Annotated in this window: 29 protein-coding genes; 10 read left to right on the top strand and 19 right to left on the bottom strand. The window is 43.8% G+C overall.

The features are described 5' to 3' along the window. Window positions 1-5: 5 nt before the first annotated feature. The 7 genes from rimI to FOC32_RS07905 all read right to left on the bottom strand — a co-directional run bounded on the left by rimI (window position 6) and on the right by FOC32_RS07905 (window position 7,929). The gene (gene rimI / locus FOC32_RS07935; RefSeq protein ID WP_004783279.1) at window positions 6-464 is read right to left on the bottom strand and encodes a ribosomal protein S18-alanine N-acetyltransferase; all 459 of its coding nucleotides are present in this window, start codon (window positions 462-464) and stop codon (window positions 6-8) included. A 113-nt stretch (window positions 465-577) separates the two neighbouring features. Further along, complete coding sequence (locus FOC32_RS07930; protein WP_004783280.1) at window positions 578-1,459, bottom strand: metal-dependent hydrolase; 882 nt, start codon at window positions 1,457-1,459, stop codon at window positions 578-580. A 235-nt stretch (window positions 1,460-1,694) separates the two neighbouring features. Beyond that, window positions 1,695-2,885 carry an elongation factor Tu gene (gene tuf, locus FOC32_RS07925; protein ID WP_004781663.1) on the bottom strand — a complete coding sequence of 397 codons (1,191 nt, stop codon included), beginning with the start codon at window positions 2,883-2,885 and terminating at the stop codon, window positions 1,695-1,697. Window positions 2,886-2,978: 93 nt separating this feature from the next. After that, entirely contained in the window at window positions 2,979-5,114 is a 2,136-nt protein-coding gene (gene fusA, locus FOC32_RS07920) for an elongation factor G (protein WP_175966832.1), read from the bottom strand. A 131-nt stretch (window positions 5,115-5,245) separates the two neighbouring features. After that, window positions 5,246-5,716, bottom strand: a complete 471-nt coding sequence (gene rpsG, locus FOC32_RS07915) for a 30S ribosomal protein S7 (RefSeq protein WP_004783282.1) — start codon at window positions 5,714-5,716, stop codon at window positions 5,246-5,248. A 180-nt stretch (window positions 5,717-5,896) separates the two neighbouring features. Further along, on the bottom strand, window positions 5,897-6,271 hold the full coding sequence (rpsL, locus tag FOC32_RS07910) for a 30S ribosomal protein S12 (RefSeq protein WP_004783283.1): 375 nt from the start codon (window positions 6,269-6,271) through the stop codon (window positions 5,897-5,899). 155 nt (window positions 6,272-6,426) lie between these two features. Then, entirely contained in the window at window positions 6,427-7,929 is a 1,503-nt protein-coding gene (locus FOC32_RS07905) for an EcsC family protein (protein WP_175966831.1), read from the bottom strand. Window positions 7,930-8,204: 275 nt separating this feature from the next. Here FOC32_RS07905 and FOC32_RS07900 point away from each other — a divergent pair, with 275 nt between their 5' ends. Together FOC32_RS07900 and FOC32_RS07895 are read left to right on the top strand one after the other, a co-directional pair. Then, window positions 8,205-9,434, top strand: coding sequence for a beta-ketoacyl synthase N-terminal-like domain-containing protein (locus tag FOC32_RS07900; protein WP_005234293.1), 1,230 nt, complete (start codon window positions 8,205-8,207; stop codon window positions 9,432-9,434). 23 nt (window positions 9,435-9,457) lie between these two features. Then, window positions 9,458-9,910, top strand: coding sequence for a CopD family protein (locus FOC32_RS07895; protein ID WP_005234291.1), 453 nt, complete (start codon window positions 9,458-9,460; stop codon window positions 9,908-9,910). Window positions 9,911-9,965: 55 nt separating this feature from the next. Here the strand turns inward: FOC32_RS07895 and FOC32_RS07890 are convergent, their stop codons facing one another. The 4 genes from FOC32_RS07890 to FOC32_RS07875 form a co-directional block, all read right to left on the bottom strand. Then, window positions 9,966-11,405 (bottom strand): amino acid permease, encoded by a 1,440-nt coding sequence (locus FOC32_RS07890; protein ID WP_175966829.1) that lies wholly within the window; start codon window positions 11,403-11,405, stop codon window positions 9,966-9,968. Between the two features lie 152 nt (window positions 11,406-11,557). After that, window positions 11,558-11,920 (bottom strand): RidA family protein, encoded by a 363-nt coding sequence (locus FOC32_RS07885; protein WP_175966827.1) that lies wholly within the window; start codon window positions 11,918-11,920, stop codon window positions 11,558-11,560. A gap of 20 nt (window positions 11,921-11,940) precedes the next feature. Further along, window positions 11,941-13,071 (bottom strand): alanine racemase, encoded by a 1,131-nt coding sequence (gene alr, locus FOC32_RS07880; RefSeq protein WP_175966825.1) that lies wholly within the window; start codon window positions 13,069-13,071, stop codon window positions 11,941-11,943. A 35-nt stretch (window positions 13,072-13,106) separates the two neighbouring features. Next, complete coding sequence (locus FOC32_RS07875) at window positions 13,107-14,366, bottom strand: D-amino acid dehydrogenase (protein ID WP_005234282.1); 1,260 nt, start codon at window positions 14,364-14,366, stop codon at window positions 13,107-13,109. 140 nt (window positions 14,367-14,506) lie between these two features. Here FOC32_RS07875 and FOC32_RS07870 point away from each other — a divergent pair, with 140 nt between their 5' ends. Then, window positions 14,507-14,974 (top strand): Lrp/AsnC ligand binding domain-containing protein, encoded by a 468-nt coding sequence (locus tag FOC32_RS07870; protein WP_004783295.1) that lies wholly within the window; start codon window positions 14,507-14,509, stop codon window positions 14,972-14,974. 124 nt (window positions 14,975-15,098) lie between these two features. Here FOC32_RS07870 and lysM read toward each other — a convergent pair whose 3' ends face one another. From lysM to FOC32_RS07840, 6 genes are all read right to left on the bottom strand, one after another. After that, complete coding sequence (gene lysM, locus FOC32_RS07865) at window positions 15,099-15,608, bottom strand: peptidoglycan-binding protein LysM (RefSeq protein WP_005234280.1); 510 nt, start codon at window positions 15,606-15,608, stop codon at window positions 15,099-15,101. A 182-nt stretch (window positions 15,609-15,790) separates the two neighbouring features. Continuing rightward, window positions 15,791-16,027 carry an acyl carrier protein gene (acpP, locus tag FOC32_RS07860; RefSeq protein ID WP_004783299.1) on the bottom strand — a complete coding sequence of 79 codons (237 nt, stop codon included), beginning with the start codon at window positions 16,025-16,027 and terminating at the stop codon, window positions 15,791-15,793. An 86-nt stretch (window positions 16,028-16,113) separates the two neighbouring features. Then, window positions 16,114-16,848, bottom strand: a complete 735-nt coding sequence (fabG, locus tag FOC32_RS07855) for a 3-oxoacyl-ACP reductase FabG (protein ID WP_175966823.1) — start codon at window positions 16,846-16,848, stop codon at window positions 16,114-16,116. Next, the gene (gene fabD / locus FOC32_RS07850) at window positions 16,845-17,831 is read right to left on the bottom strand and encodes an ACP S-malonyltransferase (protein ID WP_175966821.1); all 987 of its coding nucleotides are present in this window, start codon (window positions 17,829-17,831) and stop codon (window positions 16,845-16,847) included. The genes fabG and fabD overlap by 4 nt, the downstream gene beginning before the upstream one ends. Window positions 17,832-18,077: 246 nt before the next feature. Further along, window positions 18,078-18,260: a 50S ribosomal protein L32 gene (gene rpmF / locus FOC32_RS07845; protein WP_004783304.1), complete on the bottom strand. Its 183-nt coding sequence runs from the start codon at window positions 18,258-18,260 to the stop codon at window positions 18,078-18,080. A gap of 77 nt (window positions 18,261-18,337) precedes the next feature. After that, window positions 18,338-18,895, bottom strand: coding sequence for a YceD family protein (locus FOC32_RS07840; RefSeq protein ID WP_175966819.1), 558 nt, complete (start codon window positions 18,893-18,895; stop codon window positions 18,338-18,340). A gap of 99 nt (window positions 18,896-18,994) precedes the next feature. On the opposite strand from FOC32_RS07840, the gene FOC32_RS07835 reads away from it, so the two are divergent. The 3 genes from FOC32_RS07835 to FOC32_RS07825 all read left to right on the top strand — a co-directional run bounded on the left by FOC32_RS07835 (window position 18,995) and on the right by FOC32_RS07825 (window position 20,670). Next, the gene (locus FOC32_RS07835; RefSeq protein WP_175966817.1) at window positions 18,995-19,657 is read left to right on the top strand and encodes an elongation factor P hydroxylase; all 663 of its coding nucleotides are present in this window, start codon (window positions 18,995-18,997) and stop codon (window positions 19,655-19,657) included. A gap of 84 nt (window positions 19,658-19,741) precedes the next feature. Beyond that, window positions 19,742-20,359: an L-threonylcarbamoyladenylate synthase gene (locus FOC32_RS07830; RefSeq protein ID WP_004783309.1), complete on the top strand. Its 618-nt coding sequence runs from the start codon at window positions 19,742-19,744 to the stop codon at window positions 20,357-20,359. Window positions 20,360-20,397: 38 nt separating this feature from the next. Beyond that, window positions 20,398-20,670, top strand: coding sequence for a hypothetical protein (locus FOC32_RS07825; RefSeq protein WP_175966815.1), 273 nt, complete (start codon window positions 20,398-20,400; stop codon window positions 20,668-20,670). A 26-nt stretch (window positions 20,671-20,696) separates the two neighbouring features. On the opposite strand, the gene FOC32_RS07820 is transcribed toward FOC32_RS07825, so the two are convergent. Next, the gene (locus FOC32_RS07820; RefSeq protein WP_175966813.1) at window positions 20,697-21,260 is read right to left on the bottom strand and encodes a hypothetical protein; all 564 of its coding nucleotides are present in this window, start codon (window positions 21,258-21,260) and stop codon (window positions 20,697-20,699) included. Between the two features lie 448 nt (window positions 21,261-21,708). Here FOC32_RS07820 and FOC32_RS07815 point away from each other — a divergent pair, with 448 nt between their 5' ends. Genes FOC32_RS07815 through FOC32_RS07800 form a run of 4 tightly spaced genes read left to right on the top strand, consistent with a single transcriptional unit; the run spans window position 21,709 to window position 24,747 of the window. Further along, a complete protein-coding gene (locus tag FOC32_RS07815; RefSeq protein ID WP_175966811.1) occupies window positions 21,709-22,503 on the top strand; it encodes a segregation and condensation protein A in 795 nt (264 codons plus the stop codon). Then, on the top strand, window positions 22,500-23,090 hold the full coding sequence (gene scpB, locus FOC32_RS07810) for an SMC-Scp complex subunit ScpB (protein WP_005234269.1): 591 nt from the start codon (window positions 22,500-22,502) through the stop codon (window positions 23,088-23,090). Before FOC32_RS07815 ends, scpB begins: the two co-directional genes overlap by 4 nt. A gap of 42 nt (window positions 23,091-23,132) precedes the next feature. Further along, window positions 23,133-24,176, top strand: coding sequence for a 23S rRNA pseudouridine(2605) synthase RluB (rluB, locus tag FOC32_RS07805; protein ID WP_175966809.1), 1,044 nt, complete (start codon window positions 23,133-23,135; stop codon window positions 24,174-24,176). A gap of 55 nt (window positions 24,177-24,231) precedes the next feature. Beyond that, entirely contained in the window at window positions 24,232-24,747 is a 516-nt protein-coding gene (locus FOC32_RS07800) for a hypothetical protein (protein ID WP_175966807.1), read from the top strand. Between the two features lie 51 nt (window positions 24,748-24,798). Here FOC32_RS07800 and FOC32_RS07795 read toward each other — a convergent pair whose 3' ends face one another. Next, a complete protein-coding gene (locus tag FOC32_RS07795; RefSeq protein ID WP_175966805.1) occupies window positions 24,799-26,526 on the bottom strand; it encodes an ABC transporter ATP-binding protein in 1,728 nt (575 codons plus the stop codon). Between the last annotated feature and the right edge of the window lie 6 nt (window positions 26,527-26,532).

Here is a 26,532-nt window from a genome sequence, read left to right as displayed (position 1 = left end):
GAATATTATTTAAACAAGCTGGCAAAATCGTCAGTACAAGACTTCACCATAATAATGGCATGTTCCCGAGTGCCATTCGTATTCGGATAATAGTTCTTGCGCAGGTCAATCTGATGAAAACCGGTTTTTTCATACAGTTTAATTGCAGCAGTATTGCTTTCACGTACTTCCAGAAAGATTTGTACTGGACTATTTTTCAGCAACTGGATGGATTCATCTAATAGCTGATAACCCAATCCCTTACCCTGTTGCGCAGGATCAATCGCCATCAGTAATAAATTGGCTTCATCCAGCACTGGCTGTAAAATGCAGAACCCTACGACCTGCCCTGCCTGCTCAATCACAGTGCTTTGATAGGCAGTAACAGCATCTTCAAATTGTTTAAAGGTCCAGGGATGGGATTGTACTTTGGTTTCAATCTTGGCAACGGCTGGTACATCCGCAGCTTGCATCAAACGAATCATCTTCGTTCATCTTATCTAGAATTAACCTTCGCATTATAAAAACTTTATTTAAAAAATCGAGCAAAAAAAAGAGCAACTTAGGTTGCTCTTCAGTCTTTTAATTTAGTTTCAAATTAAAGGCCCAGTTTTTGTTTCCAGCTTTGCAATAAGCTATGGGTGTCATGATCATTTGGATGAAAACCAGGTTTAAAGTACATCAACATTTCTTTGCCCATACCGGTAATAATTCCTTTAGATGGACTATAACCATAAGTATAGATTTCTTTTAAAGATTGAAGGCTTAACTGAAGGTCTTCTTTCAATAAACGTAATACGAAGTAGCTTTGTACAAAGAATAGCGTGACCATCGCTGCAACCAGTGAAGTGGTACGCAGTAGATAAGATTTTAAACCTTTACCAAAAACACCTTCGAATACATCATAGGCCACGGCCTTATGTTCATTCTCTTCAATTGCATGCCAGAGCCACATGGTTTTCATGGTGTCATCTTTCATCAATTCCTGAATATGCTGATTGGTTAGTAACTGAGATGCAATGGTCGCAGTAAAATGTTCTAGTGCAGTCGTCGCAGTGAGGTCGACCATTTCCTGGGTAATACCAACTGGCTTACCGACTGCCGCAAAGATTTTGCGTGCAGTTTGAATGACTCGGTCAGTATAATGATCTAGCCTCTCAACGTCATGGCCATGGCGTTGCGCTGAGGCATTAAAGCCAACATGTTCCTGGGTATGCATGGCTTCCTGACCAATAAAGGCAGAAATTTCTTTTTGCAATGCTTCATTGTCTTTAATTGCTGGATGCTGACGTACAGCGCGAACAGAATCAATAAAGAATTTTTCGCCTGCCGGGAATAATGCAGAGAGTGCAGTCATAAAGTGAGTCAGTCCTGCTGAACCATTCATCCAGTACTCTGGCACTTGATCAAAATCAAAACTCATACGACGTACCGGAAAACTTGCGCCTGCACGGTTGGTAATTTTCACTTGAGCATTCATACACTTACTCCCATCAGTTCTATATAGAGCTGAAATCTAATTATTAAAATTCTTATAGTTATATTACTGCGTTGAATTTTTCACATAAGGGCAGATAAGGTCAGTGAAATATCACTTAAGGACAGCTTGTAAATATATTGTTAGACAATTTAAATATGCTTGAAAATAAGTAAGTTAAATTTACAGATATAAAAAAAGCGTCCCAAAGGGACACTTTTTTTTACACAATCAGCGATTATGCAGTTACTTTAGCAACTACACCAGCACCAACTGTACGACCACCTTCACGGATCGCAAAACGTAGACCTGGGTCCATTGCGATTGGGTGGATTAGTTCTACTGACATTTCTACGTTGTCACCAGGCATAACCATTTCAACGCCTTCTTTCAAAGAAATTGCGCCAGTTACGTCAGTTGTACGGAAGTAGAACTGTGGACGGTAACCGTTAAGGAATGGAGTGTGACGACCACCTTCGTCTTTAGAAAGTACGTATACTTCTGCATCGAATTTAGTGTGCGGTTTGATAGAACCTGGTTTAGCAAGTACTTGACCACGTTGTACGTCTTCACGTTTAGTACCACGAAGCAAGATACCACAGTTCTCACCAGCACGGCCTTCGTCAAGAAGTTTACGGAACATTTCAACGCCAGTTACAGTAGTCTTAACTGTGTCTTTGATACCTACGATTTCAACTTCTTCACCAACTTTGATGATACCAGTTTCAACACGGCCAGTTACAACTGTACCACGACCAGAAATTGAGAATACGTCTTCGATTGGCATCAAGAATGCTTGGTCGATTGCACGTTCTGGTTCTGGGATGTAAGAGTCAAGCGCTTCAACAAGAGCTACAACTGCGTCTTCACCGTATTGACCAGCTTCACCGTTAAGTGCAGCAAGTGCTGAACCACGGATTACAGGAGTGTCATCACCTGGGAAGTCGTAAGTAGAAAGAAGTTCACGAACTTCCATTTCAACCAGTTCAAGAAGCTCTTCGTCGTCTACAAGGTCGCATTTGTTCAAGAATACAACGATGTAAGGTACACCTACCTGACGAGAAAGCAGGATGTGTTCACGAGTTTGTGGCATTGGACCGTCAGTCGCAGCACATACAAGGATCGCGCCGTCCATCTGAGCAGCACCAGTAATCATGTTTTTAACATAATCGGCGTGGCCCGGGCAGTCTACGTGAGCGTAGTGACGAGTTGGAGAATCGTATTCTACGTGTGAAGTATTAATTGTAATACCACGTGCTTTTTCTTCTGGTGCAGAGTCGATTGCAGCGTAGTCTTTCGCTTCACCACCGAATTTTTTAGCACATACAGTTGCAATCGCAGCTGTTAAAGTTGTTTTACCATGGTCAACGTGACCGATTGTGCCCACGTTAACGTGTGGCTTATTACGTTCGAACTTAGCCTTAGCCATGAGATCTTCCTTTTTGAACTGCTCATGCAGGATCACTGCATGAGCGCTTGGTTTTTAACTATGAATTAGTTTGGGCTTATAGTAATCGAAAGATTACTCGTCGTCACCTTTTTTACCGCCAGACTGGAACTTAGAAATGATGCCGTCAGCCACGTTACGTGGAGTTTCAGCATATTTAGCAAATTCCATAGAGTAAGTCGCACGACCTTGAGACATAGAACGCATATGAGTTGCGTAACCAAACATCTCAGCAAGTGGAACTTCAGCTTTAATTGCTTTAGTACCACCAGGTAAATCGTCCATACCCTGAACCATACCACGACGACGGTTTAAGTCACCCATGATATCGCCCATGTAGTCTTCTGGAGTTTCTACTTCAACTTTCATGATAGGTTCAAGAAGAACAGGATCTGCTTTCATGAAACCGTCACGGAAGGCATAAGAACCAGCCATCTTGAACGATAATTCGTCAGAGTCGACATCATGGTAAGAACCGTCGAACAATGTCGCTTTGATGCCAACTACTGGATAACCAGCAAGGACACCATTCTTCATACGTTCTTGGATACCTTTGTCAACTGCACCGAAGAATTCTTTAGGTACCACACCACCTACAACTTCTTCAGCGAATTCGTATTCTTTACCAGCTTCAGGATCAAGCGGTTCTAAACGTACGTATACGTGACCGAATTTACCTTTACCACCAGTTTGACGTACGAACTTACCTTCTTGCTCAACAGTCTTTTTGATTGTTTCGCGGTAAGCAACCATTGGTTTACCAATGTTCGCTTCAACGTTGAATTCACGTTTCATACGGTCAACGATGATGTCAAGGTGAAGCTCACCCATACCAGCAATAATTGTTTGACCAGATTCTTCGTCAGTACGAACGCGGAATGATGGATCTTCCTTAGCCAAACGACCTAAAGCGATAGACATTTTTTCTTGGTCAGCTTTAGTTTTTGGTTCAACAGCCAATGCGATTACTGGCTCTGGGAATTCCATACGTTCTAGAGTGATGATGTTTTTCTCATCACATAGTGTATCACCAGTAGTTACGTCTTTAAGACCTACACACGCAGCGATGTCACCAGCACGGATTTCTTCAACGTCTTGACGATCGTTCGCGTGCATTTGCACGATACGGCCGATACGTTCACGTTTAGATTTAACCGGGTTATAAACAGAGTCACCTTGTTTAAGAACACCAGAGTAAACACGTACGAAAGTTAAGTTACCTACGAATTTGTCGTTCATGATTTTGAACGCTAACGCAGAGAACGGTTCTTCGTCAGATGCTTCACGAGTCGCTTTAGTTTCAGCTTTGTCGTCAAGGATACCTTCGATCGCTTTAACTTCTGTAGGTGATGGCAAGAATTCAATTACTGCGTCCAACATACGTTGAACACCTTTGTTTTTGAACGCTGTACCACAAAGCATTGGTTGAATTTCACAAGCCAATGTTTGAATACGTAGACCAGCAACGATTTGTTCTTTAGTCAAATCACCATTATTCAGGTATTCGTCCATTAACTCTTCAGAAGCTTCAGCAGCAGCTTCAACCATGTTTGTACGCCATTCTTCAGCAGTTTCTTGAAGGTCAGCAGGGATTTCGCCGTACTCGAACTTCATACCTTGTGAAGCTTCGTCCCAAATGATCGCTTTCATTTCGATCAGGTCGATAACGCCTTGGAAGTTTTCTTCAGCGCCAACAGGGATTACTACAGGTACAGGGTGCGCACCAAGACGTGTTTTCATTTGTTCAACAACACGGAAGAAGTTTGCACCAGTACGGTCCATCTTGTTCACGAATGCTAAACGAGGCACTTGGTATTTGTTAGCTTGACGCCATACAGTTTCAGACTGAGGTTGTACACCACCTACAGCACAGTAAACCATACATGCACCATCAAGAACACGCATAGAACGCTCAACTTCGATTGTGAAGTCAACGTGTCCCGGGGTATCAATTACGTTGATACGGTGTTCTGGGAACTGCTTAGACATACCTGACCAGAATGTAGTGGTAGCAGCAGAAGTAATGGTAATACCACGTTCTTGCTCTTGCTCCATCCAGTCCATTGTTGCTGCACCATCATGTACTTCACCAATTTTGTGAGATACACCTGTGTAGAACAAGATACGTTCAGTAGTTGTGGTCTTACCCGCATCGATGTGCGCAGAAATACCAATATTACGATAACGAGAAATTGGGGTTTGACGAGCCATGATTTCTTGCATTCCTAAATTTTGTTGTTTAAAACAGGACGCTTTAAGCTGCTGGGCAGCTTAAAGCGATTCGATGACAAAACAGCGAAAACTGGCTCATCATCCTCCTGAATAGGGGCTGTTTTAACCGCTTAGAAGCGATAGTGAGAGAAGGCTTTGTTGGCTTCAGCCATACGGTGCACATCTTCACGTTTTTTAACCGCTGCGCCTTTGCCTTCAGCTGCATCAAGCAACTCACCAGCAAGACGTAAAGCCATAGTTTTTTCAGAACGCTTAGCAGCAGCATCTACTAACCAACGCATAGCCAAGGCAGTACGACGGGATGGGCGCACTTCCATAGGTACCTGGTATGTAGCACCACCAACACGGCGTGCTTTTACTTCGACCATAGGACGAACTTTTTCAAGAGTAGTCTCGAAAAATTCAACTGGGTCTACTTTAGATTTTTCTTGAACGCGGTCTAAAGCACCGTAAACGATACTTTCAGCAATAGATTTTTTACCATCTTGCATTACGTGGTTCATGAATTTAGCGATTGTTTGGCTGCTGAACTTAGGATCCGGAAGGATTTCACGAGCAGCGACTACGCGACGTCTTGGCATTTTAAAACTACCTATAAATATGACACTTCAGGTTAATCCAGCAGTAGCACAAAGTGTCGTGTGCATTCGCTGGCCTTACTACACGTCGCTTGAATTTTCACAAAATTAAATGCAGAAATCAGACAAGCGAGACGATAAAGGATTGCAGTTCTAGCGAAATAAGAACTTAATCTCAAAAGATTATTTCTTAGGACGTTTAGTACCGTATTTAGAACGAGCTTGGTTACGATCTTTAACACCAGCACAGTCTAAAGAACCACGAACGGTATGGTAACGTACACCTGGTAAGTCTTTAACACGACCACCACGGATAAGAACAACACTGTGCTCTTGTAGGTTATGGCCTTCACCACCGATGTAGCTAGAAACTTCGAAACCTGAAGTTAAGCGAACACGGCAAACTTTACGCATTGCTGAGTTAGGTTTTTTAGGTGTAGTTGTGTAAACACGTGTACAAACACCACGGCGCTGTGGACAAGCCTTCAACGCAGGAACTTTAGATTTTTCAACTAAAGTCGTACGACCCTTACGGATCAACTGATTTGTTGTTGCCATGTGGCAATTCTCCCGTTAATAAAAAGCCCCAAAAAAATACTACTTTTTGAGGGCATGCAATTGTATGTCAAGATGCAAAATCGGTCAATATGCCGGAGTCAGGCAAAATACGATCGCATCTCGACTTTAAGCGTTTATTTTATGGCGAAAATCACTTATTTTTTCGATTTCGTGGCAGCATTTTTTGCAACATCTTCCGTAGTTTCCTCAGCTTGCGTTTGTTTGTCTGCAGTCTCGGAGTTTTCAGGCTTGTTTGTATCCGTCTCTTCTTCAGCGGCTGCCTGTAACATTTCTGTGTCATTTTCCTGCAAGCCGAGCTCTTCTTCCAGTGCTGCATCTGCATCAAAAGAATCTTTTGGAATAGCCGGTTTTTGTTCCTGTTTAGCATCGGCGTGTTCAACCAGTTTATCGGTCAATTCATCCAGACCTTCACTGACCTTTTCATCTTTTTTCACTTCAGCTTCTTCCGGGCTCAAGCTTTCCTGATCTTTCTTAACCAGTTTGACTTGCTTGATAGTTTGATTGCCTTCAATTGGGATTTCTTTATCCAGAATTGGCTTATCTTTATCAGCGGCTGAATGATCAAGATTTTCCATCAGCTTCGGGGTCGCCTGCTGGAGCAGGTCAACGGCTTTTTCATAGGCAGCATATGGCGACAAACCTAGATCCTGATGCTGCTGTAGATACTGACGGGCATGAGAGAATACTTCTTGTGCTTTCTGGTTCACATCATTCACAAAGCGATGACTATAGACTGCGCCAATCCCTGCACTCGCCAATGGAGTCAGTTTGGTTAACTGCTCTAATAAAGACAGTTTCGGGAAATGGTTCATCCATTCCCACTTCATGCTACCATCCTGATTGCTGAGCCATTTTTTCAGTGTTTCCACATCATTGCTTGATCCAAGCATAGTCTGCAACTGGGAAAGGTCATGTGTTTTCAAAGTACTGCTCAGCGCTTTAAGCCCCATCAACAGCGCCTGTTTTTCTGCAATCAGACTGAGATCAATCTGTCTAAAGATATGCTGTACGATTTCCTGATCGTCTTCCTTGCTCAGGTCAAAACCATAAGAGCGTCCCACTTGATAAATTGTACGCAGTGCCATCAGCAAAGAAGCTGGAATATCAATCGCGGTTCCCAATACGCCAGTGATGCCACTTACAGCGCCTTGTACCGTCGCCATCCATTTATTTTGCTCGGCAAACGCCTGAGAAATGCGTTGTGAACGCGTAGTGTCCTGAGTTAGTTCTTCCAGATCCTTCGCCCCAGCTTCATTCAGGATGGCATCAACCGAACTCATCTGGTTGCTGAACTGATTCAGGTGATTATAAAAGTAGTCAGATACTTTGTCGGCCAGCTGGGGAGAAACAAAATGCGCGACATTATTCACGGTATTAAAACGACGGCCCAGCAACTGACGGGAAACATTTGGAAGATGTTCGCGTAGCATGTCTTTGGGATTTTCATATTTTTTTGAAGCAAAAGGGCTTTTGACTTTTGCCGAGCCATCAACAGCATGATCAGTATTGAAGGTTTTAGTCACAGAATCTGGTGCAACATGATTTAGCAGTTCCAAACCTGTTGAACTGAACTTTTTCGCCACTCCAAAGGCATTCGAAATCAGACCATTAGATTGTTTATTATTAGCATTTACCATTTTTTACCTCAGCATGCACGTGCTTGTATTTGGTATAAATACTAGGTGTAGTCAGCATTTATCTCAACCTTATTCTGTTTCATTTAGTAAAAGCTCTACACAGTACTTTATAAATTCAACCTACTGTCACACGGCATAACATTTGCCATAAGATTTCAAAAATCTTTCTGCTATGATGTTCTGCATTGTGAAATAGGGGTTAGCGCTATATTTTGCTGTCTTATCAACGCCAGATATCTCCCGCTGCCCCAGAGATAAACTATAAGGATCTGTAGATGAAACGTGTTGTCATCACTGGTATGGGTATTAACTCGTGCATTGGTAATACATTAGAGGATGTGAATCACTCTTTACAAAACGGGATTTCAGGAACACGTTTTAATCCGACTTATGCTGAACTGAATTTCAAGAGCCATGTTAGCGCTGCTGCTGAACAGGATTTTGATGGTATTGACCGTAAGCTGAAACGCTTTATGGGCGTTTGTGCGATGTATGCCTACAATGCTGCGGTGGCTGCTGTTGAACATGCTGGCTTAAAACAGGAAGATCTGGCGAATAATCCACGTTATGGTATTGCCGGTGGTTCAGGCGGCAACTCGACAGCATCTGTAGTAGAAATGACAAAATTGCTGGAAGAAAAAGGCGCACGCAAAGTCGGTCCATTCTTCGTCCCACGCAACATGTCAAATACCATTACTGCGAACGTCGGTGTGGCATTTAAATTACAAGGGATTGCACACTCGATTACTAGTGCTTGTGCAACTTCTGCCGATGCCATTGGTTATGCTTACAACCTGATCCAACTGGGTAAACAGGATCTAATGCTTGCCGGTGGTGGTGAAGAAGATCACTGGTCTCAAAGCCTGCTATTCGATGCGATGGGTGCATTGTGCTCTAAATACAACGACACACCTGAAACAGCTTCTCGTCCATATTCAGCAGACCGTGACGGTTTCGTGATTGCTGGTGGTGGCGGTTTTGTGGTGCTTGAGTCACTGGAACATGCTCAGGCACGTGGCGCGAATATTCTGGCTGAAGTTGTGGCTTATGCAGCTAACTCTGATGGTGCTGACATGGTTGCTCCATCTGGCGAAGGTGCAACACGTTGTATCCTGATGGCTCTAGAAGAAGCTAAACAGCATGGCGTAGATAAAATTGACTATGTGAATACACATGGTACTTCTACTCCAGCGGGTGACGTTACTGAACTTAAAGCCATGGCACGTGCCTTCGGTGAAGGTCAGGTTCCTCCACTCAGCTCAACTAAATCTATGACAGGTCACAGCTTAGGTGCTGCAGGTGTACAGGAAGCAATCTACTCTATCCTGATGATGCAAAATGACTTTATTGCACCAAACATCAACGTGACTGAACTGGATGAAGGCGCAAAACCATTTGATATCGTACTTGAAAAACGTGACGCAAAATTGAATACTGTGATGAGTAACAGTTTCGGTTTCGGCGGCGTAAATGCTTGTCTCGTTTTCAAAAAATGGGAAGGCTAAGCCGCCCATTTTAGGGTGACTTGATGGATGCTCCTTCTGATGCTTTCTTGTGGGTAAAAGCATTACATATTATTGCTGTGGTTTGCTGGTTCGCTGCTTTGTTCTATCTGCCACGGCTTTATGTCTACCATGCCATGAGTGAAGATGTCGTAAGTCATCAACGCTTTGAAATTATGGAACGCAAGCTGTATCGCGGGATTATGTGGCCAGCCATGGTCGCCACGCTGATAACAGCACACTTTCTAGTCGATTGGGGTGATGCAACGCGTCATTACCATGAAGCCTTATGGTTCTATCTGAAAGTCGGCCTGGTTGGCTTGCTAGTCATTTACCATTTGATATGTGGTTATTATCGTAAGAAACTGATGGAAAATGCCCATTACAAGTCACACAAGTTCTGGCGCTTCTTTAATGAAATGCCAACGCTGATTTTATTTGCTGTGGTGATTTTAGTGGTGGTAAAACCTACTTTCTAAAATTCCCTAAAATTAAAAAATCCCCGATTGATCGGGGATTTTTTATGTCTGCACTTTATTCTCCGGAGAGAATTTGCTGATGTTTACGAAGACGTGGTTTATACAAAGTATGATAGGTAGTAAACAGAATCACCAACCACAGCGGACTAATCATCAGTGCTTTCATGGTATCTGCTTCCAGACTTAAAATAACTAATGCAAAGAACAAGAAGATCAGCACCAGATAGGACATCCAGATTCCGCCCGGCATTTTGAAGGTCGAAGTGGCATGTTTTTCAGGTTGCTGTTTACGGTAACGGATATAACACACCATAATCAGCCCCCAGATACTGATAAACAGAATCACACAGAGTGAGCTGGCCAGCGTAAAGGCTTCCATCGTGTTCGGCACAAAATACTGGAAAGCTGCACCCGCCATGATAAAGGCACAGGAAAATAACAGACCTTTAGCCGGAACTGCGCGACTTGAAAGCTCAGCCAAAGCCTGGGGTGCCTGGCCATCACGTGCCAGACCAAACAGCATCCGGCTGGTAGAGAACACGCCACTGTTCATGGAAGACATTACAGAAGACAGCACCACCAGATTCATGATAATGGCTGATACGGGAATACCCGCATGCAAGAAAAGAGTCACAAAAGGACTTTGATCAGCAGGAATTTCTACCCACGGTGTTACAGACATAATCACCAGCAGAGACAATACATAGAACAGGATGATCCGTGTAGGAATCGCATTCACTGCTTTAGGCAAGTTCTTTTCCGGATCCTTGGTTTCAGCCGCCATCGTACCCAGCAGCTCTACACCTACGAAAGCAAACATTGCAATCTGAAAACCAGCCAGAAAGCCCATTGTGCCCTTAGGGAACATACCATCATAGGCCCAGACATTGGTCAGGCTGGCAGCCGAACCACTTGGTGCCTGGAAGTCGCTGAAGATCATATATCCGCCAATCGCAATCAGGCCCAAAATCGCCAAGATTTTAATCAGGGCGAACCAGAACTCGATTTCACCAAACAGCTTCACGGTCAGCAGGTTAATTCCTAGTACCAGCAATACACAGCCAGCACTGATCATGGCCTGCCCCATGGGTGTAAAGGTCATGTCGGGCGGCAGCCAGAAATTTAGATAATTGATAATTGCCGCTAAGTCAGCAATGCCGACCAGAATCCAGCCCAGCCAGTACGACCAGCCAATATAATAGCCAGCCCCCGGACCAATCAGGTCATGCGCCATATCAATGAAGGATTTATAGTGCAAATTGGATAACAGGATTTCCCCTAATGCACGCATCAGGAAAAAGAACATGGCTCCAATAATCATGTAGATAAACAAGATTGAAGGCCCTGCCAGTGCAATCGTTTTACCAGAACCCATAAACAGGCCTGTGCCAATGGCACCACCAATGGCAATTAACTGCAAATGGCGGTTAGAGAGCTTTCGCTGTAATTCATGGGGAGATGATGATGCATCATCTTTAGAAGAGGCTGTATTCATATTCGGTTCCTTTTTCACATCAGGCCCTCGCTCATCTGATCGGATTTCTTCCTGAAATCCTGATTACAGATGCAGTTTCATTTAATAAATTAAATGATCAGACCAGATGTGCTTACAAAATCAAGTTGGGAGATATAAAAATCTGAAACAACTTAAGGGAGCGCTGCAATCACTGCAATTTCAATTAACCAGGCGGGATTCACCAAATCCGCCTGAATGGTTGCGCGTGCTGGTGTACCACCTCCCTCGAGCCATTCAATCCAGAGCGCATTGACGGTTTGAAAGTCTTCCAGGTTTTTAACAAAGAGCTGTGCAGATAACAGACGGCTTTTGTCTGTACCTGCCAGTTTAAGGAGTTGATCAATCTTCATGAGCACTTCACGCGTTTGACCACGAATATCTAGACTGGTGCTGTCCGGCACCTGTCCTGATAAATACACGGTTTGATTGTGAATGGTGACAGCACTCATCACCTGATTGCTGTTCAAACGCTGAATATCTATATGTTCCGTCATAATTTTATCCTCTCTTATTTCTAATATTTGTTTAATCTTAAACTTTCAATCTGCACGGGCACACGTTGGGTGATGGCACACATCAGCTCATAGCCAACCGTACCCGAACCCGCGGCTACTTCATCAATCGGTAATACTGTGCCGTGAATGGATTGTCCCCACAGCACAACTTCGCTACCAATCTGTGCATCCGGGACAGAATCTAAATCAACCGCCAGCATATCCATACTGACGCGACCGATCGTTTGGGTTCGAATCCCATCTACCAAAACTGGTGTTCCAGTTTGTGTGATTCGCTGATAACCATCCGCATAACCACAGGCCACAATTCCAATCTGCATATCCTGCCCAACTATAAAAGTAGAGCCATAACCAATGCTGTCTCCTGCGCGAACCTGCTGAATCGCGATCAGTTCGCTACGCAGACTCATGGTCGGCTTTAAGTTCCAGTGATCAATCGTATGGGCGGGATAGTCAGGTGAACTGCCGTAAAGCATGATACCGCTACGTACAATATCTGACTGTATATGCTGATGATGGCGCAGAATGGCAGCACTATTGCTGAGCGAGGTTTTGCCCGGCAGATTTTGAATGGTTTCGATAAAGACCAGTTGTTGATGTTCAATACCCTCCTGTCCAAGTCGCATGCCATCCGCATCGGAAAAATGTGTCATATGACTGATAGAGCGTACTTGCTGAATATTTTTTAATTCCTGAAAAGCGGAAGAATACTGCTCAGGTAAAAAACCGAGCCGGTTCATTCCGCTATTCATTTTTAAAAAGACATCAAACTGTACGTCTGGCTGTAATTGGACAAAGGTTTTTAACCATTCCAGTTGATGCTGGGCATGAATTGCAAAACCCATCTCATACTTGGCGCAGTCGAATAAATCCTCAAGGCCAAAAATGCCTTCCAGTAACAATAAGGGCTTGTCACAGCCCAAGGCACGCAAACGCTTTCCTTCAGCAAGATCCAGAAAGGTAAAACCATCAGCACTTTTTAATGCGGCATAAACCCGCTCTATGCCGTGCCCATAGGCATCAGCTTTAACTACTGCAAAGACCTGGCTTTGAGGTGCGCAGGAACGTGCAACTTGCAGGTTATGTTGCAATGCCTGTTGATGAATCACCGCGTGTATTGGACGTGACATAAATTTCTTCCCTGAAACTGATAATCCTTAAAAGCTTAAGCAACCTGCTGATAACGATTCAGCGACAAGCCTTCAGTACTAATTTCAGGTGCTTGGCCCAGTACCAAATCACTGATCAGCTTTCCTGAGCCACATGCCATGGTCCAGCCCAGCGTACCGTGTCCGGTATTCAGGAACAGATTGTTAAAGCGTGTCGGTCCAATAATTGGTGTGCTATCTGGAGTCATTGGACGCAAGCCGGTCCAGAAACTGGCCTGCGCCATGTCACCACCCGGGAACAGGTCACGAGTGACCATTTCCAAGGTTGCACGGCGATCCTCATTCAGGCCCAAATTAAAGCCTGTTAGCTCTGCCATACCACCGACACGGATGCGCTGATCAAAACGAGTCAATGCAATCTTGTAAGTTTCATCCAGCACAGTCGATTGTGGTGCATGAGTCTGATCCACAATTGGAATGGTCAATGAATAACCTTTGACTGGATATACCGGCAGATCCAGGTGTAACGGCTTCAGAAAATCACGGGAATAGCTGCCGAAAGCCAGCACATATCTATCTGCGGTCAACACCTGACCATTGACCAGTACACCTTTAATCTGGTCGCCTTCAAATAGCAGTTTTTCAACATGCTGGTTAAACTTGAATTGTACGCCCATGCCTTTGGCGTAATTGGCCAGTGCATTGGTAAACAGGTAGCAATCACCGGTTTCATCATTTGGCAGATGCAAACCACCCACCAGTTTATCTTTAGCTTCTGCCAGTGCCGGTTCAACTTTGGCTAGCTGCTCACGATCCAGCAACTCAAAATCCACGCCGGTTTCTTTCAGCACTTCGATATCACGTTGCACTGCATCGAGCTGTGCTTCCTTACGGAAAATCTGCAACGTTCCTTTAGAACGGTTTTCATAAGAGATGCCGATATCACGACGTAGATTACGTAAACAGTCACGGCTATATTCAGCGACCCGCACCATACGTTCTTTATTCACTGCATAATGCTGAGCATTACAGTTTTTGAGCATCTGGGCCATCCACTGTAGCTGCCACAGACTACCATCAACATTAATAGCCAATGGTGCATGATGCTGAAACATCCACTTCACTGCTTTAAATGGAATGCCAGGTGCTGCCCACGGTGTCGAATAACCAGGAGAAATCTGGCCTGCATTGCCAAAACTGGTTTCTTCAGCTGGACCTGCCTGACGATCAAGCACAGTCACTTCTGCTCCCTGCTGCGCAAGATAGTAGGCACTTGTTACACCAATGACACCACCACCTAATACAATTACGCGCATGACATTACCCTCAATGACATTTATAGTTTATTTCACCAGTATATTTTTGGATCAATAGTGAATTTCACTGTTTTAAACTGATATATTCAGCAAATTCACTAGATTTTTCGCGTCATTTTTAAAAATTAAGGGAATAATAGATGCGTAAATTAGACCGCATTGATCGCATGATTTTAGATATCCTGCAGCGCGATGGGCGCATTGCAATCAGTGAACTCGCCTCCCGAGTCAACCTCTCCACCACACCCTGTTCCGAGCGGGTCAAGCGACTGGAACGCGATGGAATCATCATGGGTTACCATGCCCGACTCAATCCGGAAAAACTGGAAAAGAACCTGCTGGTGTTTCTGGAAATCAAACTTTCTGCCAAATCGGGCGATGTATTTGAACAGGTCGCGCGTGACTTAAGTGAAATTCCTGAAGTACTGGAATGTCATCTGATCTCGGGAGATTTTGATTATCTGGTGAAAGCACGCCTAAAGGAAATGAGTGCTTACCGGCGTCTGCTTGGGGATTTATTAAAAAAGCTCCCCTCTTCTGCTTCCTCACATAGTTATGTGGTTATGGAAGAAGTAAAGGAAAGTTCATATCTGGATGTAGGAATCTAATTCTGACAAGGGTTCAAGTGGTCGATACAACAAAACCCCATAAGGGGCTTTGTTGTGAACCGTTTATCTGAATTAGATAAGTTTAAAATAAAATTTTATTATTTATATTGATGATTATCTAAAACTAGGCAGGAATACGTAGTACCTGACCCGGGAAAATATCATCCGCATTTTTCAGTAAAGGGCGATTTGCCTCGAAAATCTTGTTGTACTGGTTGGCATCACCATAAAACTCTTTCGAAATTTTAGATAAGGTATCACCCGATTTAACCGTATAGAACTTACTTTGAGGTTCCGGATTCGCTACAGTCAGCTGGTCGTCTACTTTAGCAACATGATCAACATTTCCTACTGCTAAAATAATCTTTTCACGATCCGCCTGACTTTGTACCTGTCCGCGTACGGTTGCCAGATCTGAGGTTGAGTTATAGCTGATCGACAATCCTGTAATTGGCAGTCCTAGGCTTTTAACATGGCCTAATAATTTGTTCGCTATTTCCTGTGCAGAAGGTTCAGCCGATGCTGCTTTAGGTGCAGCGGCAGGTGCCTGTTGAGTTGCTGCCGGTGTTTGTTGTGGCTCCGCAGCTGCAGTGTTCTTTTTACCAATGCCTTTTACAAAATCAAAAAGACCCATAGTGGACTCCATTCTTGTTATTCATCAGATCATTCTTATTTGTACAAGGAAAGCAGCAGATACAAAGTTAGTCATTGGTAAGCAAAAGGTTATCGATTGTAAAATCACCCTATATCTATTCTACAGGCACAAAAAAACCACCTTGCGGTGGTCTTTAGGTTCAGCAAAGCTGAAAATCAGTATTAACCAAGTTTTTTAGTAACATAGTCAATAGCAGATTGAACAGTTGTGATTTCGTTAGAATCTTCATCAGGAATAGTGATGTCGAAGTCATTTTCGAAAGACATAACAAGTTCAACTAGGTCTAGAGAGTCAGCACCTAAGTCATCCATGAAAGATGCTTCGTTTTTAATCTCTTCGACTTTGATACCAAGTTGTTCTGCAACCGCTTGTTTAACGCGTTGTTCGATATCGCTCACAGGAATTCTCCTCATTGCTTGTGGCGTTTTTAATGCCGTTAGTTTAATTGAATCTATAAAATTTGGAAAGTTAATACATGTGCTGTTTAGCTCATGTATAAACCACCATTAACGTGAATGACTGTACCTGTAATGTAACTGGCTTTGTCCGATGCCAGGAAACTTACGGCATTCGCGATATCTTGTGGATCACCTAAACGGTTTAAAGCCACTTGATCACTCATTTTTTTGCGAATTTCTTCACTTAACTGTTCAGTCATTTCAGTTGCGATAAAGCCAGGTGCAACAGCATTGACTGTAATCTGACGACTACCCATTTCTTTAGCCAGACTGCGACCAAATGCTTCAATACCTGCTTTGGCAGCTGAATAGTTCGCCTGACCTGGGTTAGCAAAATGCGCCACCACAGAACTGATATTAATGATACGGCCGAAACGTGCCTTAGTCATACCTTTCAGCACACGTTTAGATAAACGATAAACGGCTTTCAGATGGATGTTTAAAATATCATCCCAGTCGTCTTCCGACATGCGTAATAACAGGTTGTCTTTGGTAATACCGGCATTATTCACCAGTACCAGCACAGGACCATAGTTTTGCTCAATATCGCTGACCAGTGCATCAATCGCAGCACCATCACGTACATCTAGAACTTCACCGGCACCATTTTCAGCAAATTGTGCGTTAAGTTTCTCTGCACCCGCTTCAGAAGTCGCAGTACCTACGACAAAATAACCGTCTTGAATTAATTGTTGTGCAATTGCAGCACCAATGCCGCGGCTTGCACCTGTCACCAAGGCAACTTTACGTTCCTGTGTCATGCAATTTTCCCTTCTGCCACCAATACGGTGTTCAACGCATCTTCCAGACGAGATTGAGTATCTAATGGAAGTGCTTTTTCGATATTCGGTAAACGTTTTGCCATATTGGCTAGTACATTACCTGGGCCACATTCTACAATGTACTCAACGCCTTCATCTTGAAGGAATTGTAGTGTTTTAGTCCATTGTACTGACTCATACAGCTGCTCAGTCAAAGCCTGACGAAGTTCAGTCACGTCCGCAGCTGCTTTTGCGCCTACATTTTGTAATACAGGTATGCGTGGCATCTCAATGGCAGTTTGTTCCAAAGCTGTTGCGAACTGCTCAGCGGCAGGTTTCATCAGTGAACAATGTGAAGGAACTGAAACTGGTAGTGCAATCGCTTTACCGCCATTTTCTTTGGCCAGTGCCATCACGGCTTCTACACGTTCTTTATTACCAGCAACTACGACTTGCCCCTGAGCATTATAGTTGGCTGCTTCAACTGAACCTTCGCCTGCTGCTGTTGCTTGTGCACAAAGTTCGATCACTTTGGCATCATCCAGACCCAGAATCGCCGCCATTGCACCTACGCCTTGAGGTACAGCAGTTTGCATCAACTTACCACGCAGGTTCACCAGCTTGACTGCATCACCCAGACTTAAAGCACCCGCTGCAACTAACGCGCTGTATTCACCGAGTGAATGGCCCGCCATATATTTTGGTGCTACTCCACCCAGCTCTAACCATACACGCCATAAAGCGATTGATGCTGTTAATAGTACCGGTTGAGTAAATTCGGTTTGATCCAGACCTTCACCCGTCTGTGCAATCTGCCACAGATCAAAACCCACCGCTTCAGATGCTTCAGCAAATGTATCGCGGATACCACTAAACTGTTCTGCAAGTTCAGCGAGCATGCCGACTTTTTGTGAACCCTGACCTGGGAACACAAATGCAGTTTTAGTTGCTTGAGCTGCTTGTTCGAGTTGTTTAGCAGACATAAATAAAATCCTTTCATTCAAGAGGTGCGAATCTTTTCTTAGACCTGAAAATTGGCCGATCAGATCACCTTACCCATTGTGGAGCGCAATTTAACACGTAATTTTGGCTTGGGTAATTGCCAAATACAACAAAAACCGCGACTTCACATGACGACCGCAAAACCTGGAGATAAAATCAGGCATAAAAAAAGGGAGCTTAACGCTCCCATTTTTTCTACTAAGCTTTAACGCTTAATACATCATCAATTATTCAGCAGATGCTTTAGCGAATAATTGACGACCACGGTAGATACCATCTTTAGATACGTGGTGACGACGATGAGTTTCACCAGTAGTTTGGTCTACAGTTAATGCATTCTCAGTTAAAGCGTCATGTGAACGGCGCATGTCACGGCGAGAGCGACTTTTACGGTTTTGCTGAACGGCCATGATGGCTCCTTACAAATATCGAAAAAATGGATCAGAACAAATTCGATTGTCTTATACGCATGAGTATAACACAAAAATTAGTTAAGTTTACCCTTCAAAGCTGCCAAAACTTCAAACGGATTATCCCGTTTTTCTTCAACAACTTCTTCTGCGGCAGGTTGATGCTTATGCTCACAAACATCATGCTTAGGAGACAGCGGCATCAACAATAACAATTCATCTTCTATCAGTGCGAGCAAGTCAGCGGTGGCAGGTGCATCATATGAACCTTTCGTCGTTGCTTCACTTTCACCTAAGACGATGAAATCAGCATCCTCATCCAAGCGCTCTATCAGTGACTCATCATCCACCAGAGCTAGATGAAAATCTGAAACGAGTTCGATTTCAACGGTCTCCAGACAACGCTGGCATTCCATTGGAACTTTCGTTTCAACATGACCATCCAACCATGCAATGCGATGATAGGCATCCATTGATAGCTTACAGTCTATGTTAATCAATTGATCATCAATTGATCCAACAGCTTCACGAGCAATACGAACAAAGCGAGATAATGGCAGGTTTCCTGACCATTTAAAGCCCTGTTCAGCCCATTTAAACGGCTCAATCTGTGCCGGAAAGGTATTTGCTGACATAATTAAGGCGGCAATTCTACAAATTCATCAGAACTCTGTCAAAGATTAAGATACAATTTTGTACTTATTTTTAGACAGACCAATTGGGTAATTTCAGTCATGCATCTGTTGCAGCCGCAAACAGAAGTGAATGTTTCATCACTCGTTAGCACACTTTCAACCTCCGATTCTGACAGCTCACTACAGCAAGTGCAACGCTTACCATGGGCGAATTTATCCTCAGAAGCGGAACAGGTTGATTGGCTCATCTTACACTTTAATCACTGGTTTTCCCACCTAAATGTCACTTTAGTCCGTGGTGATTTTGAACCGGAGTATTTCCCGGCAACAAAAGATAGCCCTGCCCGGATCCAGTTTGCGCATGGCTTCTTTAATAGTGCTCTGCATGAAATCAGTCACTGGACTATTGCCGGTGACAAGCGCCGTTTGCTGCCAGATCTGGGCTACTGGTATGCGCCAGATGGCCGCACCAAGGAACAGCAGGCATTATTTGAGCAGGTCGAAATCAAGCCACAAGCGATTGAATGGATGTTCTCCAAAGCATTTGACCGTAAGTTCCGTGTGTCTCTGGATAATTTAACCGGCGATGGTGGCGATGGTTCCAGCTTTAAAGATAATGTCTATGCCCAGGTGCAACGCTATTTTAGTGGTGAAGCCAAACTGCCGCGTGATGCCAAACGCTTCATCGATTGTATCTGTGTCTGTACCCGTGCGGGCAAAAGTTTACAATCTGACGAATTTCTTCGTGAAATGCTTGATTAAATTACACAAATCTACCTGTTTGTCATTGTTACTTTATACAAAGGCATTTCATAATAAGTTTAAGGCAGGTTGGGAGGAATATTTATGCTGCATTTACGTGTACATCCGGATAATCCGCAAGCTCGTCTGATCAGTCAGGCGGTAGAACGTATTCGTGCCGGTGATGTTGTGGTTTATCCGACCGATGCAGCCTATGCAATTGGCTGCCAGATCGGGAATAAACATGCGATGGAGCGAATCGCGCAGATTCGTGGCTTAGGACCTAAGCACCAATATGCCATTATCTGCTGTGACTTATCCGATCTTGCGACTTATGCCAAAGTCGACAATGCCGTATATCGTTTGCTGAAAAATAATACACCTGCTGTGACCACTTTTATTCTTCCGGCAACCAGCGAAGTGCCTAAACGTTTAATGCATCCGAAGAAAAAAACCATTGGTTTGCGTATCCCCACCAATCCTGTATGTCAGATGCTGCTTCAAGAACTGGGCGAACCGCTGCTAACTTCCACACTCATCCTGCCAGATCAGACGGATCCTTTAGATGATCCTTATGACATTGAGATGCAACTCGGTAAGCGTATTGATGTGTTTATCGACAGTGGACTGGGCACATTAAGTACGACTTCTATTGTGGATTTATCAGGAGATCAGCCTGAAGTGATTCGTCGTGGTGTCGGTGATGTCAGTGCTTTTGAATAAATAAAGCTGCTTCTAATGAAGTCTCAGAAGAAAATAAAATGGATTTGTTTTATATCCTCCTGAACCTGAATGAATTTCCTGCCGATCATCTAATCTATGCCGAATTGCCTTGGACACTGGAATCCAAGGCAATATCTATCGATAAAAATTCCAAGCCAGAATTAAATCTGAATATCAACAATATTGAATACTCATACTTTCTTGAGATCGCGATGGCAAGAAAGCTTTTACAAGTTTATTCAACGAACAATGTTTGTCTGGCAGATACCTGCCAACGTGTCATCGAATATGTATTGCGAGAGCAGAATTAAAATAACCTGATCACGCATGCCAAGATTTAATAGCTCGCTGCACGATCCTGAGTAGATGTACTGACCGCTGGTACAACCGAAGGAACCTGATTATTCAAACTTGGCATTGGGGGTAACGGATCACCTTCTTTATAATGTTTTAACTGCAAGAAGTTTGGACATTCCGACAGTTTTTGCTGATGAGTTGCCAGTTCAGCACCAAACCTGTTTTTGACTGAAACATGAAAAGTGATTTGATCCTCTTCAAGCACATTCAATAACGCAGTCCGGGCTTTGGATTCCATAGTCCTAAAAGAATCAATGGAATTACAGCTCATGGTTTTGACCATCGCAGTAACCCCATCGGGTAAATCTTTACCCGTATAAAGCGTATTACGCATATAGAAACGAATATGAGGGTACTGGTCCAGTACGCTAAAATCTAGTTTCATGGCCTGCATCACTGGTTTAGCCTGCTCAACAAAGCTGGAAAAACCGCCAGACTTCAGATTGGTACGCATTTCATTTTCAAGCTGCATGAGCTGATATTGAGGATAGCCCCAGAATACCCCTAAGCCGATGACGCCGATTAACACAAGTATGATTGGCATTTTTATAATTAACCTGATCTATGATTATTATTTATCAATATTTTTTGGCTATATTAGTTTATTTTTTAGGCGATAGATAACTGTTTTTTCTTATTTTTATCACATGTTTCCTGATGAGCTTCCACTCAGTCACTATTTAATAGGTGCTGAGAATCTTTTAAAAATTTTCTATATGAAGTTACAGTTTCTTAAGCCACCCAGACTATATTGCATTTAATTTTAGCTAATATGCTGTTTAATATCAGACTTGTGCGTTTTACCCAATTAAAAAAATAAAATTTCTCCTAAAATAAATATGGTTTTTTTGCTTTTGAATGCATATCTATTTTATTTAACGACAATTTTCCAGTACAATGCCAACTACTAAATTATGTGCTTTCTCTCCTGACAAGAGCTCGGGGAATAAGCCATTTCATGCCTTTGAAAATTCGCGTGGCTTATAATTGTAATGACTCAAATGCCCCATAACGCTATGGAATCTGCTCCAAACATCCGGGTTCTGGATGAATGGCAAAATACGATTCCAGAGGATCTGTATATTCCTCCGGCAGCGTTTGAAATTCTGTTAGAACATTTTGAAGGCCCCCTCGACTTTTTAATTTACCTGATCCAGAAAAATGGTTTTGACCTGTTACAGGTTGATATCGCGCCGATTGCCTCCCAATATCTGTCCTATATGGATGCGATGAAGTCACTTAATATTGAGCTGACCGCAGACTATATGGTAATGGCGGCATTATTGGCCGATCTCAAATCCCGTTTATTACTGCCTAAACCGAAAAGCGTGGCTGCAGTTGAACAGGATCCGAAACAGGATCTGATTGAGCGTCTGGAAAATTATTTAAGAATCAAGCAGGCTGCAGAACGTCTGGGTCAGATGACAATTCTGGAACGCGATACCTTTCAGGCCAATGTTCACTTAGGTGAGTTTATCCAGCCGAATGAAGGTCATAGTGCCGATCTGCTGCGTGATGCCTTACTTTGTGTCTTTAATCGCCCTGAACCGGTCATTCATCAAGTACAACAGGAGCCTGTTTTACTGGAAGAGCGGATTGCCTATATTGAAAGCCGTCTGGAATCTGGTGAAGTCTTGTCCTTTGATCATTTACTCAAGCCAAGTCAGGGACGCATGGGTGTAGTCGTGACCTTTATGGCCGTACTAGAACTTACCCGCCAGCAAAAAATTCAAATTATTGCCTCAGGCATTGAGGCACCGCTCGCAATTCAAGGAGCACACGCATGAACACAGAACATAATATCTCCTTGTCTGCGGAAGATAATCTGCATGAAATTCTGATGCAGCTGGAAGCGATTATTTTTGCCAGTGATTCCCCTGTTTCCTTAGCTCGACTGAAAGAAGCATTTCAGGATCGCTATAGCAAGCAGGAGCTACGCCAGTATTTACAGCAGCTTTCCATGCTGATGCATGGCCGTTCTATTGAACTGGTTGAAACTGTGCAAGGTTACCGTTTTCAAGTGCGTGTAAAATATCGTAATATTATTGCACAGACCTGGCCTGAGCGACCGACACGCCTGTCACCTTCATTACTGGAGATGCTTGCGGTGATTGCTTATCATCAGCCAGTGACCCGAGCTGATATTGAACAAATTCGTGGTGTCACGAATAATAGTCAGATTTTGCGTACGCTGTTTGACTGGAACTGGATTAAAGAATCCGGCTTTCGTGAACTCCCTGGAAGACCTGCGTTGTTAGTGACAACGCCACAATTTTTAAATGCGTTTGGCTTAAATTCTTTAGGCCAATTGCCTCCCCTGCAGGATGCCAAGGAAGCTTTTATGGCGCTCGATGCGAATGCACCGAAGTCATAAATAGGTGAACTGTTGAATAATTATTTCTAAGGTTATGCTGTCATGAGTGAAAAGTTGCAAAAGGTGCTTGCACGTGTTGGTTTGGGTTCTCGCCGTTATATGGAAGAAGTCATTGCCGCAGGTCGTGTGAGTGTGAATGGGCAAATTGCCCAAGTGGGTGAACGAATCGAACCAGGTGATGAGCTTCGCATCGATGGTCGTAAAGTGCAGTTCCAGATTGAAGACGAAATCCGTCGTCGTGTACTGATTTACTATAAGCCAGAAGGTGAAATCTGTTCACGTAACGATCCTGAACAGCGTCCAACAGTATTTGACAACCTACCATCAATTCAAGGCGATCGCTGGGTCATGGTCGGCCGTCTCGATATTAACTCGACCGGTCTGTTACTGTTCACAAATGACGGTGAACTGGCGAATCGTTTAATGCACCCATCCAATGAAATCGAACGTGAATATGCGGTTCGTGTCATGGGTGAAGTGACTCCACAACTGAAAAACAACATGCTGAAAGGCGTGGTGCTAGATGATGGTCCTGCGAAGTTTGAATCATTCTCTGAACTGGGTGGTGACGGGATTAACCGTTGGTATCAAGTTGTCGTGAAAGAAGGTCGTAACCGTGAGGTTCGTCGTATCTTTGAATCACAAGGCCTGAAAGTCAGCCGCTTGCTACGTACCCGTTACGGTACCGTGATTCTGCCACGTGAACTTCGTACAGGTCGCTGGATTGAACTGGATAAACAGGATATCGACAACCTGACCAAATCAGTTGAGCTGAAACCGCGTCAAGGTACCGGCTTATTCGGTATGGCGAAACGTCGTAATGAGCGTATGCAGGAAAAACCAATGGCAGCGCGCCGTGGTGGTTACCTGCGTCAGCAACGCCGTGATACCGATGAGCAGCAGCCACAATACAACAACCGTGAACGTCGCGATGACCAGGGCTTTGGTCGTCGTGAAAACCAGAATGGTACCCAGTTTGCACGTCGTGACAACCGTGAAGACAACCAGTTTGGTCGCCGCGAAAACCGTGAAGGTAATACAGCACGCGGTTTATATGGCGTGAATAAAGGTTTTAAAAAGTTTTAAAATTTCACTAAGATAGAGTCACTTCGGTGGCTCTTTTTTTGCAAGAACAATAATAATGACCCAATATTATCATCCGGTGGCACCTCAGGCTTCCCGGCTTTATGGTTTCTACATACTAATGCTAGTTCATTTTATGCTGGTTCATTACAGCATCTGGCAAAGAGCAGATCCTCAGCGCAGCTCCATCCCTTTCAGCGATATTCATTTTCTTCGTGATTTCAGTATGCAGCCTCTAAAAATACTGGATCCATGGACCTGTATACTGATCGGTTCCTCTCTGTTATTGGTACTGGTAGTCCATATTATAAAAACAAATCGGATATTGGTCATTTCTGAGCATGGTATTGTTTGGTCTCTCTTTGGTCATCCTTACCGCAAGGTATGTAAATTGATTGAAGTTCAACAGTTTGAATATATTGCAATTCCTCCCAATGACCAGCATCAAATGGTATTGCTCCGCTTACATACAGCGGCACAAAACTATGATCTTAATCTCAGTCAATTTCATGTGCTGGACCAAAAATTAATATACGAGCAGTTGGCTCAGCGATTTTCTGAAAGCAAATTTTAGTCATAAAAAATGCCCAACAATGTGGGCATTTTTACTATGTGCTTCAGAAGATTACTGCGGAATACCTTGTGGAATCGCACTTAACAGACGCTTGGTATAGTCGTGTTGCGGAGATTGATACAGATCATCTGAGTTGGCAATTTCCACCAGATCACCATGATTTAGCACCATGATCTGATCAGAAATATATTTCACTACTGATAAATCATGCGAAATAAAGATATAACTCAGACCAAACTCATCCTGTAAATCCTGCAATAAGTTCAGCACCTGTGCCTGTACCGATACATCCAGTGCGGACACAGATTCATCACAGATCAGGATTTCAGGCTTTAAGGTCAGACAGCGTGCAATTGCAATCCGCTGACGCTGACCACCTGAGAACTCATGCGGATAGCGATAGAAAGCTTGAGCTGGCAAGCTGACCCGTTCCAGCAGATCCAGTGCCATCTGTTTACGTTCTGCATCATCCTTGCCGATATGATGAATCTGCATCGGCTCCATCAGGATTTGTCCCACGGTAAAACGCGGATTCAGCGAAGCATACGGATTCTGGAAAATGATCTGGATTTTACGCTGATAGGCTGTAAACTCTTTTTCAGTCATCGACAAGATATCTTTGCCCTGAAACAACGCCCTGCCGCCTGTGGCCTGCTGTAGACGCATCAAGAGTAAACCAATCGTGGTTTTACCAGAACCTGATTCACCAACCAGTCCTAAGGTTTTGCCTTTAGCCAGCTGAAAAGACACCCCTTTCACGGCCTGAAATTCATCTTTGCCAAATAGGCCTTTACGGCTATAGAAGGATTTTTTCAGATCGCGCACATCGAGAATGATCTCTTCATTACCTTTTAAACCACGAGAACGCTCCTGTTGTAGCGGAGCGTTCGCATGCAGGTCATGTGCCAGACTATCCTGTTTCATAAAGTCGCTAATCACCGGCAAACGCAAAGGACGGTGCGACAGCTGTGGACGGCAATGCAACAAGGCTTGGGTATAAATATCCTGAGGATTGTTCAGGACTTCTGTCACCGAACCTTGCTCACGAATCTCGCCATAACGCATTACAATGACCTGATCCGCAATTTCACCAACGACCGCCAGGTCATGACTGATGAATAACATCGACATTTGACGGCGCTGGCGCAGGGATTCAAGCAGATCCAGAATCTGTTTCTGGATAGTCACATCCAGTGCTGTCGTTGGCTCATCAGCAATCAAGAGTTTCGGTTCACAGGCAATTGCCATCGCAATCATGACCCGTTGCTGCTGTCCGCCAGATAACTGACTCGGATAAGCATCAATCTTGGTTTCCGGAGAAGGAATACCGACTTCCTGCAAAAGTTCCAGTGTTCTTTGACGGGCCTGCTTTTTATTCATGCCCAAATGCAGACGTAGAATTTCCGATATCTGCATGCCCACGGTAAACACTGGATTCAATGAGGACATTGGTTCCTGGAAGATCATGGCAATTTCTTTGCCGCAGATCTGACGCATTTCACTCGACTTGAGTTTTAGCAGATCACGCCCTTCAAACAGGATCTGGCTGTCTTCAGCGACCTTCGAGTTCTCAGGTGCTAATAGTCCCATCACTGCCAATGAAGTCACAGATTTACCACTTCCGGATTCACCGACTAATGCCACTGTGGTATTGGCCGGAATTTCAAATGAAATTCCTTTGACCGTTTCCACATACTGTTTATTTTCACCTTTAAAACTGACGCGCAGGTTGTCTACGCGAAGTAACGCGGGTGCTATGCTTGGATTCATTTCAGACATCGCTGC

This window comes from Acinetobacter sp. FDAARGOS_724 (genome assembly GCF_013364475.1).
GTDB classification, from domain to species: domain Bacteria; phylum Pseudomonadota; class Gammaproteobacteria; order Pseudomonadales; family Moraxellaceae; genus Acinetobacter; species Acinetobacter variabilis.
This window is presented reverse-complemented; position numbering and strand designations above follow the sequence as displayed.